At 74.9% G+C, this 16,775-nt stretch carries 13 protein-coding genes; 5 read left to right on the forward strand and 8 right to left on the reverse strand.

Annotation, left to right across the window (positions count from 1 at the left end):
• Positions 1-36 precede the first annotated feature (36 nt).
• On the reverse strand, positions 37-1,071 hold the full coding sequence (locus tag ACFWN1_RS16340) for a DUF2637 domain-containing protein (protein WP_384362288.1): 1,035 nt from the start codon (positions 1,069-1,071) through the stop codon (positions 37-39).
• Positions 1,072-1,283: 212 nt separating this feature from the next.
• Positions 1,284-2,126, reverse strand: a complete 843-nt coding sequence (locus ACFWN1_RS16345) for a (2Fe-2S)-binding protein (protein ID WP_384362291.1) — start codon at positions 2,124-2,126, stop codon at positions 1,284-1,286.
• Positions 2,127-2,325: 199 nt separating this feature from the next.
• Between ACFWN1_RS16345 and ACFWN1_RS16350 the strand changes: the two genes are divergently transcribed.
• Positions 2,326-3,129, forward strand: a complete 804-nt coding sequence (locus ACFWN1_RS16350) for a GntR family transcriptional regulator (RefSeq protein ID WP_384362294.1) — start codon at positions 2,326-2,328, stop codon at positions 3,127-3,129.
• Between the two features lie 85 nt (positions 3,130-3,214).
• Here the strand turns inward: ACFWN1_RS16350 and ACFWN1_RS16355 are convergent, their stop codons facing one another.
• Positions 3,215-3,982, reverse strand: a complete 768-nt coding sequence (locus ACFWN1_RS16355; RefSeq protein WP_384362342.1) for a hypothetical protein — start codon at positions 3,980-3,982, stop codon at positions 3,215-3,217.
• 230 nt (positions 3,983-4,212) lie between these two features.
• Positions 4,213-5,895, reverse strand: a complete 1,683-nt coding sequence (locus ACFWN1_RS16360; protein WP_384362345.1) for a PucR family transcriptional regulator — start codon at positions 5,893-5,895, stop codon at positions 4,213-4,215.
• A gap of 283 nt (positions 5,896-6,178) precedes the next feature.
• Here ACFWN1_RS16360 and ACFWN1_RS16365 point away from each other — a divergent pair, with 283 nt between their 5' ends.
• Genes ACFWN1_RS16365 through ACFWN1_RS16380 form a run of 4 tightly spaced genes read left to right on the forward strand, consistent with a single transcriptional unit; the run spans position 6,179 to position 11,183 of the window.
• Positions 6,179-7,072 carry an FAD binding domain-containing protein gene (locus ACFWN1_RS16365; RefSeq protein ID WP_384362296.1) on the forward strand — a complete coding sequence of 298 codons (894 nt, stop codon included), beginning with the start codon at positions 6,179-6,181 and terminating at the stop codon, positions 7,070-7,072.
• Positions 7,072-7,623 (forward strand): (2Fe-2S)-binding protein, encoded by a 552-nt coding sequence (locus tag ACFWN1_RS16370; protein WP_384362299.1) that lies wholly within the window; start codon positions 7,072-7,074, stop codon positions 7,621-7,623. Before ACFWN1_RS16365 ends, ACFWN1_RS16370 begins: the two co-directional genes overlap by 1 nt.
• Before the next feature lies 1 nt (position 7,624).
• A complete protein-coding gene (pucD, locus tag ACFWN1_RS16375) occupies positions 7,625-10,018 on the forward strand; it encodes a xanthine dehydrogenase subunit D (protein WP_384362302.1) in 2,394 nt (797 codons plus the stop codon).
• Between the two features lie 25 nt (positions 10,019-10,043).
• Entirely contained in the window at positions 10,044-11,183 is a 1,140-nt protein-coding gene (locus ACFWN1_RS16380) for an XdhC family protein (RefSeq protein ID WP_384362305.1), read from the forward strand.
• Positions 11,184-11,202: 19 nt separating this feature from the next.
• Here ACFWN1_RS16380 and ACFWN1_RS16385 read toward each other — a convergent pair whose 3' ends face one another.
• The 4 genes from ACFWN1_RS16385 to ACFWN1_RS16400 form a co-directional block, all read right to left on the reverse strand.
• Entirely contained in the window at positions 11,203-11,643 is a 441-nt protein-coding gene (locus ACFWN1_RS16385) for an SRPBCC family protein (protein ID WP_384362307.1), read from the reverse strand.
• Positions 11,644-11,875: 232 nt separating this feature from the next.
• Positions 11,876-12,667, reverse strand: a complete 792-nt coding sequence (locus ACFWN1_RS16390) for a S1 family peptidase (protein ID WP_384362310.1) — start codon at positions 12,665-12,667, stop codon at positions 11,876-11,878.
• A gap of 234 nt (positions 12,668-12,901) precedes the next feature.
• Entirely contained in the window at positions 12,902-15,739 is a 2,838-nt protein-coding gene (locus ACFWN1_RS16395) for an ATP-binding protein (RefSeq protein ID WP_384362313.1), read from the reverse strand.
• A gap of 187 nt (positions 15,740-15,926) precedes the next feature.
• Positions 15,927-16,745, reverse strand: a complete 819-nt coding sequence (locus ACFWN1_RS16400; protein ID WP_384362315.1) for a LuxR C-terminal-related transcriptional regulator — start codon at positions 16,743-16,745, stop codon at positions 15,927-15,929.
• Between the last annotated feature and the right edge of the window lie 30 nt (positions 16,746-16,775).

The raw sequence follows: 16,775 nt of genomic DNA on the forward strand, positions 1-16,775 counted from the left end.
CATCAGGGCCGCGCCCCCACCCCGTCGCCGCTGTGCTCAGCCGAACTGCTGCTCAAGGTCTTTCAGCTTGCGCTCCAGCGAGTCGAGCCGGGGCAGGGCCATCGTGTCGTCCTCGGCGGTGAGGTCGACGGTGACCGGTTCGGTGCCTTCGCGCACTGCCTGGAGCGAAGGCCGTGAGCGTGCGGCCGGCTTGTCCGACGCCGCCGTGGCGGACTCCCCGGTCGCGGAGGCACGGTCAAGCTGCATCTCCACGGTGCGGGCGGGCGTCCGGCCCGCGACGCCCCGGGCGCCTCGGGTGAGCGCCTTCAACTGCGCACGCTCCACCCGCTGCTGATCGCGCCGGCGCTGCCGGGCCGCGTTCTTCTCCCGCTTGTCGTCGCGCACCTCCTCCACCGCCTCGTCCAGGCTGCGCACGCCCTCCAGCAGCATGAGCGACCAGGCCCCGTACGTCTCGCGGGGCGCCCGGACCCAGCGGACGATGCGGATCTGGGGCAGCGGGCGCGGCACCAGACCCTGTTCGCGCAGGGCGGCCCGGCGGGTCTGCTTCAGCGCGCGGTCGAACAGCACCGCGGCCGAGAGGGACATGCCGGAGAAGAACTGCGGCGCGCCGTCGTGGCCGATCCCCCTGGGCGCGTGCACCCAGTTGAACCAGGCCGCGGCGGCGGCGAACATCCACACCAGCATCCGGGACCCCAGGGCGGCGTCGCCGTGGCTGGCCTCACGCACGGCGAGCACCGAGCAGAACATGGCCGCGCCGTCCAGGCCGAACGGCACCAGGTACTGCCAGCCGTCGGTGAGCCCGAGGTTCTGCTCGCCGAAACCGACCAGGCCGTGGAAGGAGAGGGCCGCCGCGACCGCCGCGCAGCAGAACAGCAGGACGTAGGAGGCGCTGCCGTAGAAGGCTTCCTTGCGCCTGCGGCGCTCCTCGCTGCGTTCCCAGGAGTCGTCGGAGCCCGCCTTGTCCCCGGAGGAGCGCTTGCCGCGCGCGAGCACCGCGATCGCCGCCGTCACGCCCAGGAGCAGCACGGCGCCCGGAAGCAGCCAGTTCAGCGATATGTCGGTCATGCGCATCAGGGGTCCCTTGCCTTGGGATAGGGCGCCTTGGGATAGGGCGTGTCGCCCGTCATAGTGACCCATTTCCGGCGCCCGGCCGGGGATTTCGGGGCAACGGTCCGCCAAAGGGGCGCGAGCGCGGCGTGCTGGCGCTCTTCTGCTCGAACTATGTGTGGTGGATGGGCTGTTCAGTTCGATTCAAGCCGCTCGAACGAGTGGTTACGGCGGGCTCAGGCGGCCACGGCGACGGCGAGCCGGGCGATCCGGTCGCTGTCGCAGGTGCGCGGGCAGGTGGCGCAGGTGTCCTCGGGCCGCAGCGTGTAGAACATGCAGCAGCTGACCCGGTCACGGGTGGCCAGCGGCTCGCCGGCCGGGCCCGTCAGCTCACGGAACGCGGCCGAGCCCGCGTACGGGCGGGTGGTGCCCGGCAGCAGCAGTTCCAGCTCGCGCATCGCGCGCCGCTCCTCGCCCTCGCCGAGGAGGGAGGCGAAGTACCACAGGCCCTCGACGATCTCGTCCGTCGCCATGCCCCACAGCGCGCGGCCGCGCCGCCGCATGCGCGGGCCGAAGCCGCCCAGCACCGGTTCCAGGTGCTCGGCGACGGCCGCGCGGACCTCGGCCCGCAGCGCCTCCTCGTCGGCCACGACGACCGCCTCGGGCAGCCCGGCGGCCGGGTCGTCCGGCAGGCAGGCGAAGGTGCCCGGCCGTACGGTCATCCGGCCCTCGGTGCGGTGGTAGGCGACGTGGGGCGCGGGCAGCCGGGGGACCCGGCGGTGCAGGAACCAGGGGACGGTGATGAGGAGGCACGCGGGCCAGGCGTAGCGGTGCAGGCCGAAGCCGGCGATGACGTCCGGGCGGGCGGACCTGCCGTAGTCCCGCAGCACCTGGGCGTCGTCCCACGCGAGGAACGAGTCGAGCTGGGCGCCGCCCGCCGCGAGCCCGTCGGCGGTCACCCAGCCGTCGCCCACCGGCAGGGGGTGTGCCGCGTCCTGAAGGACGCTCACGGTCAGTCCCGGACAGACCTCGCTCAGCCGGGCGTACGCTGCGGTGAGCGGCGAGGCCGTAGCGGGCATGGCGGACCACCGGTCCTTCGAATACGGGGGCGGGTCTAAAGGTAAGGCTAACCTTACCCATCTTCCCGGGAATTTGAAGTGCCGCCTTCTGCGCCTAAGGTGCTTGACGGACATGTGACGGTCCGTCGTCGGGGTCGGGACCGGCCCCACGCCGTGGCGCCCCCGACACCCCGGCCGCCGGCCAGCCCGAGGAGGACCCGTGAAGCAGGGCCTGCACGACGCCCATGGGGCGGGGCTGCCCTGGCACGCCGCGCGGCCCGCCGCCTCGCGGGTACCGGACCGGTCCGGCGCCGCCGAGACCCGCGAGCGGGCCGACAGCGCCTCCGGCGTTCGGGGTGAGCACACGCACGGCGAGCCGCCGCTTCCCAGGCCGCGCGCGGTCGTGCAGCGGGCCTCGGTACGCGGGCAGGTCCTCGACGCGCTGCGCTCCGCGCTGATGACCGGCGAACTGTGTCCCGGCGAGGTCTACTCGGCGCCGGTGCTCGGTGAGCGTTTCGGTGTCTCGGCCACCCCGGTCCGCGAGGCCATGCAGCAGCTCGCGCTGGAGGGCGCCGTCGAGGTCGTCCCCAACCGGGGCTTCCGGGTCGTGCGGCGCGGCCCCCGCGAGCTGGCCGAGCTGGCGGAGGTACGGGCGCTGCTGGAGGTCCCCGTCCTGCTGCGGCTGGCCGGTACCGTACCGGCCGCCCACTTCGCCGAGCTGCGCCCGCTCGCCGAGGACACCGCCCGCGCGGCCGCCGCCGGCTGCCCCGCCCGGTACGCCGAGGCCGACCGCGCCTTCCACCGCGCCCTCCTCGCCCTCGCGGGCAACCAACAGCTCCTGCGCATCTCGGAAGACCTCCACCGCCGCGCCCAGTGGCCCCTGCTGGACACCCCGCCCCGCCGGCACCGGGCCGTCCTGCTCCGCGACGCCGCCCAGCACACCGCCCTCCTGGACGCGCTGGCCACCGGCGACCTGGACCTGGTGGGCGACCTGGTCACGGAGCACTTCACCCACCGGGACTGAGGGGGCGTTTCCCGGGCCGGTGCCGGCCCCCGGTCGCGCCGGGGCGGGCCTCCGCCGTCCCCCGGGACGCCCGCCGGAGGCACTCTCAGGCGGTGGCCGCCCCCGGGGCCGGTGGGTTCAGGTGCTCGGCGAGCCAGGTGGGGACTCCGCCCAGGAGGCGGAAGAGGCGGCGGGCTTCCTCGCGGAGGCGGGAGGCTTCCGGTTCGGGCTCCGTGTCCGCGAGGGAGACCAGGGCGGGGGCGGTGCCCACCAGGTAGCCCAGTTCCTCGCGCAGCCGCAGGGATTCGGCGAAGCCGTGCCGGGCCTCGGCCAACTCGCCCTCACGCAGGGCCAGTCCGGCGAGGTGACGCCAGGTGAAGGAGAGCAGCAGCGGGTCGGCCTGCGCGGTGGCGCCCGCGTGGGCGCGGCGGTAGGCGGCGCGGGCGGCCTGCGGGGCATGGGCCAGGTTCTCGGCCAGCAGCCCCCGCCGGAAGTCCAGCAGGGCCCGCCCCGGAGCCCCCGGCGCGATCAGCGCCGCCGCCCGGCCGAGCGCCGCCCGCGCCTCGTCCGCCCGGTCCCGTACGCCATGGAGCGTGGCGGTGTAGGCGAGCTGACCGCGCTCGCAGGCCGCCGCACCCCGCTCCTCGTCGCTGTGGGCCCGCGCCTCGGCGGTGCGCAGCGCGTCCTCGGCCGCCTCCCAGCCCCGCTCGGTGTACAGGCACCGCTCCACCAGCAGCGCGGCCCGCTGGAGCGTCGCCGCCGGGGTGTCGGTGGGCAGGAGAGCGGCCGCGTCGGCCCAGCAGGCCCGCGAGCGCAGCCGCCACACCGCGGTCCGGAGCGGATCGTCATCGGCGGTCGTTCCGTCACCAGACATGGCGGGATGCGCCACGTTGCCCTCCCCGAGCACGCCGTCGAGCTGTTGAGTGCGTGCATTCCAGCACCGATCACCGGCCGGGCCAAGAGGATGGGTGAAACCTTTCACAAAGTTGCGGAGGGGTCGCCGATCGGCCGCGGGGTGGCGCCGGAAGATCGAATCCGGTCCCCGGCACCGGCCGCCGCTGATCACGGCCCTGGGGGCACGCTCGGCGCACCCCCGGCGCGGCCTCAGCTCATCCGCAGCGCGAGGAAGAAGTCGAGCTTGTCCTCCAGGCGGGACAGGTCCCGGCCCGTCAACTGCTCGATGCGCCCCACCCGGTACCGCAGGGTGTTGACGTGCAGATGCAGCCGGCTCGCGCACCGGGTCCAGGAGCCGTCGCAGTCGAGGAACGCCTCCAGCGTCGGGATCAGCTCGGCCCGGTGACGCCGGTCGTACGCGGTCAGCGGGTCCAGCAGCCGGGCGGTGAAGGCGCGGCGCACGTCGTCCGGGACGAACGGCAGCAGCAGCACGTGCGAGGCCAGCTCCTGGTGCCCGGCGGCGCACACCCGGCCGGGCCGGGCCGCGGCGACCCGGCGGGCGTGCCGGGCCTCCTCCAGCGCCCCGCGCAGCCCCTCCGCCAAGTGCACCGCGGCGCTGACGCCCAGGGTGAGCCGCCCGTCGCCCTCCAGGCCAGCCGACAGCGCCTCGCGCACCGCGCGCGGCAGCGCGTCGGCGTGCAGCCCGGCCTCGGAGCCGTCGTGCTCGGTGGAGACGGCGGGCAGCGGCACCAGCGCCACCGCCTCGTCCCCGGTGTGCGCGACGGCGACCCGGTCGGCCGCCTCCGGACCGGTGGCCAGCGGGTCGACGAGGACCTCCTCCAGCAGCGACTGGGCGACCGGCCCGCCCGCGACGGCGCCGTCGTCCCACTCGACGCGGGCCACGACCACTTGCCAGTGCGGGGCCGCCCCGAGCCCCGGCAGCAGCACGGGCGCGGCGACCCGCAGGCGCGCCGCGATCTCGGCGGGCGCCGCGCCGCCCTGCACCAGCTCCAGCACGTCCTGGGCGAGCCGGCGGCGCACGGTACGGGCGGCGTCCCGCCGGTCCCGCTCGACGGCGATCAGCTGGGTGACGTCCCGGAGCAGGTCGAGCCGCTCCTCGGGCCAGTCGGCGGCGTCCGCCTCGACGGCCATCAGCCAGTCCGACAGCACCGTCTCCCGCACGTCCCGCACGTCCCGCTCGTCCTGCGGGGCGTGGCCGGAGGAACCGACCGGGAACAAGGAGTACGTGGCACCCTCCACCCGCACCCGGTGCGGTCCGCGCCGCCCCGTGCGTACGGCGGTCAGGTGCTCGGCGGCCAGCCGCGCGCAGGTCTCCGGCGGCAGCGCCGGGCCCGCGACCTTGGACCCGGCTATCAGCCGTCCGGTGGGGGAGAGCACCCAGGCGCGCAGGTCGAGGTCGCTGCCGAGCAGGTCGAGGACCACGTCCGGGCCGCCGCCCGCCGGGCCGGACGTCATCATGCGCCGGTGCCGGTCCACCACGGCGGCCAGGTCGCCGGCCCGCTCGCCGGAGACCTGGCGCACCACGTGCTCGGTGATCGTGGCGAAGGCCACCGACTCGTGCACGGCGAACAGCGGCATCCGGTGCTGGGCGCAGGCCACCACCAGGTCCTCCGGTACGTCACCCAGCTCGGCCTCCCCGGCCGCCAGGGCGGTCACCCCAGCCTGCGCCAGGAGGCGGACGAACGGCTCGGAGTCGGCGGCGTCCCGGCGCCAGGCCAGCCCCGTGAGGACCACCTCGCCGCCGGAGAGATAGCGGCTCGGGTCGCGCAGGTCGGTGGTCATGACCCCGCGGACCGTACGGTCCAGCTCGTCCTCGCCGCCGAGCAGCCGCAGCCCCAGCGCATCGGTGTCCAGCAGTGCGCGCAGCCGCATCTCGTCGCCGCCGTTCTGTGTCGAAAAGTCCGCTTGATCTGGATGGGTGACGGAGGCGGAGCCGGTGCGGGGCGCGCGGGCCGTGCCCCGCACCTGCGGTGTCTCCTGTGTTTCCCGGGGAAAACTGAGAGGTTGCTGATGGCCTTCGTTCATACGAATCTACAAGATGACCTCCGTGGCCAGCCAACTCCTTCGGGTCTTCGGTGACTGACCCCGCCGCGACACCCACCGGTGTACTGATGTCACGACCCTCGCGCCACGAGACGGAAGAAGAGAGCCGGCCATGGACTTCCTTCGCCCCGCCGGCTGGGAGGAGGCGCTCGCCGCGAAGGCCGAGCACCCCACCGCCGTGCCGATCGCCGGGGGCACCGACGTGATGGTCGAGATCAACTTCGACCACCGCCGCCCCACCCATCTGCTCGATCTCACCCGCGTCCACGAGCTGACCGAGTGGGAGACCGGCGCGAACGCGGTACGCCTGGGCGCCTCCGTCCCGTACGCGCGGATCATGCGGCACCTGCGCGCCGAACTGCCCGGTCTCGCACTCGCCGCGCACACCGTCGCCTCCCCGCAGATCCGCAACCGGGGCGGTGTCGGCGGCAACCTCGGCACCGCCTCACCTGCCGGTGACGCCCACCCTGCGCTGCTCGCGGCCGGGGCCGAGGTCGAGGCGGAGTCGGCGGCGCGCGGCACCCGGCTCATCCCCGTCGACGCCTTCTACACCGGGGTCAAGCGCAACGCCCTGGAGCCCGACGAACTGATCCGCGCCGTCCGGATCGCCAGGGCCGACGGCCCCCAGCAGTACTCCAAGGTCGGCACCCGCAACGCCATGGTCATCGCGGTGTGCGCCTTCGGTCTCGCCCTGCACCCCGTGACCCGTACCGTCCGCACCGGTATCGGCTCCGCCGCGCCCACCCCGATCCGGGCCGAGGTCGCCGAGCAGTTCCTCAACTCGGCACTGGAGGAAGGCGGGTTCTGGGAGAACGGCCGGACCGTCGCCCCCTCTGCCGTGCAGCGGTTCGCATCCCTGTGCGCCGCCGCCTGCAACCCCGTCGACGACGTACGCGGCACCGCCGACTACCGGCGCCACGCGATCGGCGTACTGGCCCGCCGCACGCTGACGTGGGCCTCGGAGTCGTACCGGAACGGACGCCGGGCCACCGAAGGAGCCGCGTGATGCGCGTCAGCCTGACCGTCAACGGACGCCCGCAGCGGGCCGACGACGTCTGGGAGGGCGAGTCCCTGCTCTTCGTGCTGCGCGAACGCCTCGGCCTGCCCGGCGCCAAGAACACCTGCGAACAGGGCGAGTGCGGGTCCTGCACCGTCCGCCTGGACGGTGAGCTGGTCTGCTCCTGCCTGGTCGCGGCGGGCCAGGCCGAGGGCCGTGACGTCGTCACCGTCGAAGGCCTGGCCGACCACGCCGAACGGCGCCGGACCGCCGCGCCCGGCGTCGGCCTCGACGAGGCCCGCCGCTGGCAGCCGTCACCGGCAAAGGGCACCCGACTCGCCCCGATCCAGCAGGCGTTCATCGAGGCCGGCGCCGTCCAGTGCGGCTTCTGCACCCCCGGTCTGCTGGTCGCCGCCGACGAACTCCTGGAGCGGCACCCGGAGCCCACCGACGCCGACATCCGCGAGGCACTCTCCGGCAACCTCTGCCGCTGCACCGGCTACGAGAAGATCATGGACGCCGTCCGCCTGGCGGCCGCCCGGCAGGCCGGGGAGGTCTGACATGCCCGCATCCGGACCGGCCGGTATCCCCACCGGACTCACCCAGGGGGCCCAGGCGGCGGGCGGCATCGGCGAGTCCACGCTCCGCCCGGACGGCATCCTCAAGGTCACCGGAGAGTTCGCCTACTCCTCCGACCTGTGGCACGAGGACATGCTCTGGGGCCACCTGCTGCGCTCCACCGTCGCCCACGCCGAGATCGTGTCCATCGACGTCTCCGAGGCCCTGGCCCTGCCCGGCGTGCACGCCGTCCTGACCTACGACGACCTGCCCACCGGCGTACGCACCTACGGCCTGGAGATCCAGGACACCCCGGTCCTCGCTCACGGCAAGGTCCGCCACCACGGCGAACCCGTCGCCGCCGTCGCCGCCGACCACCCCGAGACCGCCCGCCGGGCCGCCGCCAGGATCCGCGTCGAGTACCGCGAACTGCCCGTCATCACCGACGAGTCGTCCGCCACCGCCCCCGACGCCGTCCTGGTCCACGAGGACCGCACCGACCACCACGCGCCGTACGTCCCCCACCCCAACATCCTGCACCGCCAGCCCGTCGTGCGCGGCGACGCCGCGGCGGCCGCCGCGCGGGCCGACGTGATCGTGCGCGGCGAGTACACCTTCGGCATGCAGGACCAGGCGTTCCTCGGCCCCGAGTCCGGCCTCGCGGTGCCCGAGGAGGACGGCGGGGTCCACCTCCACATCGCCACCCAGTGGCTCCACTCCGACCTGCGCCAGATCGCCCCCGTCCTGGGCCTGCCCGAGGACAAGGTCCGTATGACGCTGGCCGGGGTCGGCGGGGCGTTCGGCGGCCGCGAGGACCTGTCGATGCAGATCCACGCCTGCCTGCTGGCGCTGCGCACCGGCAAGCCCGTGAAGATCGTCTACAACCGTTTCGAGTCGTTCTTCGGCCATGTCCACCGCCACCCCGCCAAGCTGACCTACGAGCACGGCGCGACCAGGGACGGCCTGCTCACTCATGTGAGGTGCCGGATCGTCCTGGACGGCGGCGCCTACGCCTCCGCCTCCCCGGCCGTGGTCGGCAACGCCGCCTCCCTCGGCATCGGCCCGTACGACGTCGGCGACGTCGACATCGAGGCCATCGCCCTCTACACCAACAACCCGCCCTGCGGGGCGATGCGCGGCTTCGGCGCCGTTCAGGCGTGCTTCGCCTACGAGGCCCAGATGGACAAGCTGGCCAGGGAACTCGGTCTTGACCCGGTGGAGTTCAGACAGCGCAACGCGATGGAGCAGGGCAGCACCCTGCCCACCGGCCAGGTGGTGGACGCCCCCGCGCCGGTCGCCGAACTCCTGCGCCGTGTCAAGGCGATGCCGCTGCCTCCCGAGCGCCAGTGGGAGTCCAGCGAGGGCACCGACGTACGGGAGTTGCCCGGCGGTCTGTCCAACACCACGCACGGCGAAGGGGTGGTGCGCGGGATCGGCTACGCGGTCGGCATCAAGAACGTGGGTTTCTCCGAGGGGTTCGACGACTACTCCACCGCGCGCGTCCGCATGGAGGTCGTCGCCGGGGAACCGGTCGCCGTCGTGCACACCGCGATGGCGGAGGTCGGCCAGGGCGGGGTCACCGTGCACGCGCAGATCGCCCGGACCGAACTCGGCGTGGAGCAGGTCACCGTCCAGCCCGCCGACACCCGTGTGGGCAGCGCCGGTTCGACCTCCGCGTCCCGGCAGACGTACGTCACCGGCGGCGCCGTCCGCAACGCCTGCGCGCTGGTGCGGGAGCGGGTACTGGAGATCGGGCGCCGCAAGTTCGGCACGTACCACCCGGCCTGGGCCACCGCCGAACTCCTGCTGGAGCGCGGCAAGGTGGTCACCGACGGCGGTGAGGTGCTGGCCGGCCTCGCGGACGTGCTGGAGGGGGAGAGCGTCGAGATCGAACGGGAGTGGCGGCACCGGCCGACCCAGCCCTTCGACCGGCGCACCGGCCAGGGCGACGGCCATGTGCAGTACTCCTTCGCCGCGCACCGCGCCGTCGTGGAGGTCGACACGGAACTCGGCCTGGTCAAGGTGGTCGAACTGGCCTGCGCCCAGGACGTCGGCAGGGCCCTCAACCCGCTCTCCGTGCTCGGCCAGATCCAGGGCGGCACCGTGCAGGGCCTCGGCGTCGCGGTGATGGAGGAGATCCTCGTGGACCCGGTCACGGCGAAGGTGCGCAACCCGTCCTTCACCGACTACCTGATCCCGACCATCCTCGACACCCCGACCATCCCGGTCGACATCCTCGAACTCGCCGACCACCACGCCCCCTACGGCCTTCGGGGGGTCGGCGAGGCCCCCACCCTGTCCTCGACCCCGGCCGTGCTCGCCGCGATCCGCGCCGCGACCGGACTCGAACTGGACCGCACCCCGGTACGGCCCGAGCACCTCACCGGCACGGCATGAGAGCGATGCGTCAGGAGGCCGTCGGATGCTGGACATCGCCCAGGAACTGAACGCGTGGGCCGCCACGGGCCGCGACTTCGCGGTCGCCACCGTGGTCGCCGTCGGCGGCAGCGCCCCCCGCAGCCCCGGCGCCGCCCTCGCGGTCGACACCGGGGGCAGCGTCGTCGGCTCGGTCTCCGGGGGCTGTGTGGAGGGCGCGGTGTACGAGCTGTGCCGACAGGCACTCGCGGACGGCCGGCCCGTGCTGGAGCGCTTCGGGTACGACGACGAGGACGGCCTGGGCACCGGGCTGACCTGCGGCGGGACCATCGATGTGCTGGTGGTCCCGGTCCGTGTCGGCGGCCGGGACCGGCCGGTGCTCACCGCCGCGACGGCCGCCGCCGCGAACGGCGGGGCGGTGGCGCTCGCCCGGATCGTGGCGGGCCCGGCCGCGCTGCTCGGCGGCCCCCTGCTCGTCCACGGCGACGGCACCCGGCACGGCGGCTTCGGCGGACACCCGGAGCTGGACCGTACGGTCGCCGCCGAGGCCGCGGCCTTCCTGGACGCGGGCCGCACCGGCACCGTGGAGGTGGGGGAACGCGGCGCGCGCTGCGGCTCCCGGGTGACCGTGCTGATCGAGTCCGCCGTCCCGCCGCCCCGCATGATCGTGTTCGGCGCCGTCGACTTCGCGGCCGCGCTGGTCCGCGTCGGCAAGTTCCTCGGCCACCATGTCACCGTGTGCGACGCCCGGCCCGTGTTCACCACCCGCGCCCGGTTCCCCGAGGCCGACGCGGTGGTGGTCGACTGGCCGCACCGCTACCTGGAGCGCACCGCGACCGACGCCCGCACGGTGCTGTGCGTCCTCACCCACGACCCCAGGTTCGACGTACCGCTGCTGCGCCTCGCCCTGCGCCTGCCCGTGGCCTACATCGGCGCGATGGGCTCCCGCCGCACCCACCTCGACCGTCTGGAGCGGCTGCGCGAGGCGGGTGTCACGGACCGCCGGCTGGCCCGGCTGCGCTCCCCGATCGGCCTCGACCTCGGCGCCCGCACCCCGGAGGAGACCGCCCTGTCCATCGCGGCGGAGATCGTCGCCGCCCGGCGCGGCGGCACCGGCATCTCCCTGACCGGAGCCCACACCCCGATCCACCGCGACCTCCCCGCAGGGGTGGGATCACCGGCCTGAGGGCGCCCGGGACCGCGGGTCACTCCCGCCTGAGCAGGCCGTTCACCGCGCGGCCGAACATGGACTGGGCGGCGCTCGTCACCACCCCGTCGAAGGCACGCGGCAGGAACGAGACGCGGAGTTCCTCCCGCCACAGCACGCGCGTCCGGCCGCCTGGGCCCGGCCGTACCTCGATCTCCGCCCAGCCGAGGACCACCCGGCCGTGCTTCTCCAGCCGGCACAGCCCCGGTTCGCCGTCCTGCGGGGGACGCCAGACGGTGACTTCCATCGGATCGTCGAAGACCAGCGGGCCCACGCCCGAGCGGGCGAGGACGCGGGTTCCCACACCGGTGGGCGGGGGCGTGGTCACCGTCATCCGGGTGAGCGGCACCACGTCGCCGTGCCGGGGCCAGTCGGTGAGTCGGCGCCAGGTCTCGTCGAGCGAGAGCGGGACCGTGCGTTCGAGCGTGAAGAGGGACACTCCACGATCGTAGGGAATGGCCGTGCGCCGCCCGGGGGTTCCCCCGGCGGGTCACCTGCCCGGCGGATGGACCGGCGTGCCACCGGCGCGCGCCGGACCGCGCACGCCCACCGGCACGCCCCCGAGAGCCGGCCCCTGAGGCCGTTGGACAGGGAGGCGCTGCGGGCTGCTCGTGGAAGCTCGCAGCGCCCCCCTGGTCGTGCACCCGAGCGAGCTCGGGAAATCTTCCGGGTCAGGCGGTGACCTGCGCGGTCACCAGGCTGGAGAAGGTGGTCAGCCGGGTGTAGACCCCCGGGTGACCGGCCTGCGCGCAGCCCTCGCCCCAGGAAGTGATCCCTGCCAGGACGCCCCCGATGATCAGGGGACCGCCGCTGTCGCCCTGGCAGGTGTCGATGCCGCCGGAGGTGACTCCGGCGCAGACCATGTCGGACTGGACGAAGTCCGGACCGTAGGAGGTGCGGCAGCTGGAGTCCGACACCGTGGGGACGGTCGCGGTCCGCAGCTGGTCGGAGGAGCCGCCGTTCTCCGAGGTGGTGCCCCAGCCGAGGATGCGGGCCGTGGTGCCGGCCGCGTAGACACTCGTCTGGGCGGAGGAGACGTAGGACACCGGGGTGTACGGCATCGGCGTCGACAGGGTCAGCACGGCCACGTCGTCGCCCCGGGTGGCGTCCGTGTAGTCCGGGTTCACCCAGATCCCGCTGACGCGGCTCACCGTGCCGTCGGTGCCCTTCAGATAGGTGCGGCCGCCCACCACGCGGACGCTGCTCGTCGACTCGCCGGCCATGCAGTGCGCCGCTGTGACCACCTTCTCGGCGGACACCAGGGTGCCGCCGCAGAACTGGCTGCCGGACGCGTCCGTGATCTGCATGACGTACGGGTACGCGGTCGTGGTGGTGGCCGTACCGCCCACGACGGGCTGCGGCGCGGCGCCCGCCGCCGGGGCGGCCACGAGCGCGGTCGCCGCGGCGGCGGCGGTGGCCAGCACGGTCGCGGCGGTCTTTCTGGCACGTCTGAGCCCGGACATGAGTCTCCTCAATGGGGGTGGCCGGTGGGGGTCGCACGGGTGTGGGGGGATACACGGGGACGGGGCACCCCGACTCCGGTGGAGCGGAGAGCGGAAGGAACCCGAACCCGTGTGCCCGGCGATCGGCACGTCCCTCACGCTAGGACCCGGAACTCCCGCCTCCCAATGAGGGAACCCCCTAGGGGGCCGGGGGAGGGAAAACCCTCGGTCCGGCTCATTCAACCGGGGGTGCCGTCACTTCGCGCGGCGACCTGCGGCCAATCGGACGATGTCCACCCGCGAGCGGATACCCAGCTTCCGGTACACCCGCGTCAGGGTCGCCTCCACCGTCTTCACGCTCACGAACAGCCGTGCGGCTATCTCCCGGTTGGTGGCGCCCTCCATCACCAGTGCGGCCACCTGACGCTCCATCGCGGCCAGCCCCGCCAGCGTGTCCAGCGCCTCCGGGGCGTCCGGCACCGCCACCGGCGGCTCGGGCTCGGGCGCGGTACGGGCCTCCTCCACCTGGCGCAGCCACGGCAGCGCCCGGCAGCGCCGGAACAGCCGGGTCGCCTCGTCGTACGCCGTGCCCCTCCTGCGGGTCCCCTCCGGGGAACGGGCGCGCAGCTGGGCCAGGGCGAACGCGGCGCGGGCCGCCTCCAGCCCGAAGCCCAGCCCGGTGAGCCGGTCCTGAGCCGAGGTCAGCAGGGTCAGCGCCCCCTCCCGGTCGCCCCGGGCCGTCCGCACCACGGCCTCCGCCCGGTCCAGTACGGCCAGCACGCTCGCCCGGCCAAGCCGCTCGGCGTGCTCCCGGCTGGTGTCGATGAGGGCCTGCGCCTCGGCCGGTTCACCGATCCGGACCAGCGCCTCCGCGAGATCGCCGTGCCAGCGGCCGCGCGCCGGGTCGGTGATGCCGAGGTCCTGCTCCAGACGGCGCGCCCGGCGCAGCGAACGCACCGTGCCCGCAGCGTCCCCGGCCACCAGCTGGGCGTACCCGAGCGAGGCGAGCGCCCGCGACAGGTACATCTGGTCGCCGTCCTGCTCGGCGTGCCCGACCGCCTCGTGGGCCAGCGCCAGCGCCTGTTCCACGTCCCCGCCGGCCGCCGCGGGGGGCGAGGGCCGCATAGCCGGGGCGGGCTCCCCGCTGCCCCCGTGCCGCGGCCGCCGCAGCCCCTCCCGGGCCAGCTCCAGCGCGCGGCCGCAGTGCCCGGCGTGCAGCTCGGTCTCCGCGAGCCCGCGCAGGAAGTGCACCTCGCTCTCCACCGAGCCGCGCCGCCGCACCTCGCTCAGCAGCGCGGTCACCGTGCCACGGGCCTCGGCCAGCCGGTCGCCCATGATCAGCCAGCGGAACCGGGCGCTGCCCGCGCCGTTGTGATGGCACGCCACCGAGGCGTCCTGCGGCTCGCGCAGGGCCCGCTGGATGGTGCGGGGCGCCTCCGGATGCCCCATCAGGGTCTCCGTCTGCGCCTGGAAAGCGAGGGCCAGCAGCTCGGTGCGCCGGTCACCGCCGTGCTCGGCCAGCGCGGCCGCGTGCGCGGCGGCGGTACGGGCCTCGGTGAAGTCGCCCTGCACGATCAGCGCGCGCCAGGCCAGCTGGTAGTTGACCAGGGCCAGCAGCCGGGGGTCCTGCCCGGCGTCGGCCAGCGCCTGCGGGAACACGGCGTCGACCTCGGCCATGGTGTGGCCGGCGGTGTCGATGACGACCATCCAGGCCCGCACCCGTTCGGCGGGCACGGCGGTACGGCTCAGCACCTCGTGGGCGATGTCCCGGGCGAGGTCGACCTCGCCCGCCGTGTTCGCGTCCTCGGCGGCGGTGAGCCGCCGCTCCTCCGGTCCCGGCACGCCGTCGGCGGGGGTGCGGCGCGCGGCCAGCAGGCCGAGCTGGGCGGCGACGGAGGGCGCGCCCCGGTCGCGGGCCAGGGTCGCGGCCCCGGCGAGCCTCGCCGCCACCTCCGGGTCGGTGCCGGTGGTGGCCAGCGCCAGGTGCCGGGCCCGCTCGATCGGGTCGGAGGCGGCGGTGGACAGCGCGGCGTGCGCGGCCCGCCGCTCCGGCGCCGGCGCCTCGGCGTACAGGGCAGCGGAGATGAGGGGGTGCGCGAAGCGTACGGCCGGGGCCTCCGGCTCGGTGGCGAGCAGCCCGAGTTCGGCGGCCTGGGCGCACTCCGCCTCGGCGTTCTCCCGGCCGGCCGCGCGCAGCAGGGCCGGGGTGGGGCGGGCGCCCGCGCTGGCCACCAGCAGGGTGCGGCGGGCCTCGACGGAGAGCATGTCCAGCCGGCTGAGCACCAGGGCACGCAGCGAGGTCGGCACCGGCAGTGGCTCGCCGGGCCGGGGCGGGGTCGGGCTGTCGGCGAGCGCGCGGCTCAGCTCCAGCGCGAACAGCGGGTTGCCGCCGCTGGTGCGGTGGATCTCGCGGACCGCGGAGCGGGGAAGCGCGCCGTGTCCCCGGTGGTCCAGCAGCCGGGCCACCTGGACGCGGTTGAGCGGACCGAGGCGGACGGCGGCCGTGTCGGGCGGACAGGCGCGCAGCTGACGGTCGTACTCCTGGCTCTCCAGGCCCTCGGTGCGTACCGCGCACAGCAGTTGCACCGGCGTACCCTCCAGCCGGCGGGCGGCGAAGCCGAGCAGTTCGGCGCTGGCCGGGTCCAGCCACTGGAGGTCGTCGGCGACGACGAGCACCGGGCCGCGTACGGCTAGGGCACGCAGCGCGGACAGCACCGCCAGGCGCAGCGCCAGACCGTCGCGTTGGAGGCTGGACTCGCCCCGGCCGGTGAGCGCCGACTCCAGCGCGGTCAGCTGGGCCGAGGGCAGGTGCGGCGCGACCTCGTCCAGGACCAGGCCGAGGAGGTCGGCCAGGGCGAGGAAGGGCAGATGCGATTCGGACTCGGTCGCCGAGCAGCGCAACACGGTGCGCGCGGTGGCGCCGTATTCCTCGGCCAATGCCCGCAGGAAAGTCGATTTGCCTATTCCGGCCGGGCCGTGCACCAGCACGCTGCCGCCAGAGGCGAGCTGTTCCTTCGCTTCGGCGAACAGTTCCTCGCGGCCGATGAGCAGGTCGGGACGGAATCGTACAGGCTCCTGGAAGTCCCGTCGCACGGTCGCCGCTCCCCTCGTGTGTCGTGTCCGGGCCAAATTCTAGGCAACGGAGGCCGGAATTCGGTGAGAAGTCGTGGTGAGGGAAATAACAGCCTGTCACGCATCCGGAAATGCAATGCGGGCCAATGTGAATGGCATGTTTCGGCGGCGGGTGCCGGGGCCGGGCCGAAATGGCCGGCGGCGGCCCCTAGGGAAGGACCCCGGCCCGGCGAGCCGCCGTCACCGCCTCCCCTCGGGTATGGGCGCCAAGCTTCCGCATCGCCGCACGCGGATAGCCCTTCGCCGTCGCCGGGCGCAGGCCCGGCCGGTCGGCGACGGCCGCGTTGGTCGCACCGGTCGCCACCCAGGTCAGTACGTCCAGCTCACGCGGGGCCGGCCCCGGGCGCCCGGTCGTGGGCGACGCGGCCAGCAGGTCGCAGGCCGCCGGCAGCTCGGCCCGCAGCCCCGGGCCCGCGATGCGCGGGGCCGGTGCCCGCAGCGCCGCGTGCGCCTCCCGTACGTGCTCCCGGCCCGCCTCCCGCTCGGGCGGCCCTGCCTCGGCGGGCCGGAGCGCGGCCGGCAACCCCCGCGCCCCGTCCCGTACCACGAGCGCCCGCTCGACCTCCCGGGCCGCCGCGACCGCGCCGCCCGGCGGCCGGGCGGTGCGCAGCGCGCCGTACGGCACCCCGCGCACCCGGTGCCGTACCACCAGCGGCACCGCCGGCACCGCGCGCAGGCCCTCGGCCGCGACCGGGACGTCGTACTCACGGCTGATCCGCCGGGAGGCGGCGTAGTCCGGCACCGCGCACGCCCGGCCCAGCGCCACCGCGCGGCCGCCGAGCCCGGTGCCCGACGTCACCACCAGCGAGCGCAGGGCGCCGGTCGCGGTGCCGCTCAGCTCGCCGATCCGGATCTGCGCCGCGCCGGGGCCGACCGCTCCGCCGAACGCGACCGGCAGTCCCGTCGCACGCCGCAGCCCGGCCGGCGCACCCCGAATCTCCGTCGTCGCCACGGCATCTGCTGCCACTTTCTCGCTCCTTCGTGCCGCCACCCCCGT

This window comes from Streptomyces sp. NPDC058459, from assembly GCF_042721685.1.
Lineage (GTDB): Bacteria > Actinomycetota > Actinomycetes > Streptomycetales > Streptomycetaceae > Streptomyces.